This window comes from Hansschlegelia beijingensis, from assembly GCF_045505405.1.
Lineage (GTDB): Bacteria > Pseudomonadota > Alphaproteobacteria > Rhizobiales > Methylopilaceae > Methylopila > Methylopila beijingensis_A.
Map to the genome: position 1 here is coordinate 1 of NZ_JBJKEX010000694.1, position 638 is coordinate 638.

A 638-nucleotide genomic window follows, 5' to 3' on the forward strand; every position below is an offset into this window, starting at 1 on the left:
GGTGCCGACGACGTCGACCGCGTCGGCACCGGCGGCGATGGCTCCGGCTCCGTCAACGTCTCCACCTGCGCCGCCTTCGTGGTGGCGGGCTGCGGCGTGCCGGTGGCCAAGCATGGCAACCGCGCCCTGTCCTCGCGATCGGGCTCCGCCGACGTTCTGCGCGCGCTGGGCGTGGCGGTCGATATCGACGCGAACCGCATCTCGGCTTGCGTGGCCGACGCCGGCATCGGCTTCATGTTCGCCCCGAACCACCATTCCGCGATGCGCCATGTCGGCCCGGCCCGCACGGAGCTCGGCGTCCGGACGATCTTCAACCTGCTCGGGCCGCTCTCGAACCCGGCCGGCGTCAAGCGGCAGATGGTCGGCGTGTTCGCCCGCAGATGGGTCGTTCCGATCGCGGAAGCGCTGGCCCAGCTCGGCTCGGAGCGGGCCTGGGTGGTCCATGGCTCCGACGGGCTTGACGAGATCACCACCTCGGGGCCGACCTTCGTGGCCTCTCTCGAGAACGGCGCAGTGACGACCTTCGAAGTCTCGCCGGAGCAGGCCGGCTTCACGCCGCATCCGGTCGGAGCGCTCGCGGGCGGCGACGCCGACAGCAACGCGCGCGCCATGCGGCAGGTGCTCGAAGGCCGCCCCGG

General features: G+C 72.3%; 1 protein-coding gene. It reads left to right on the forward strand.

Annotated features, from left to right (window positions below; all coding sequences use genetic code 11):
- On the forward strand, window positions 1-638 hold a 638-nt coding region (gene trpD, locus ACIKT0_RS19670; protein ID WP_407106932.1), incomplete at both ends, for an anthranilate phosphoribosyltransferase.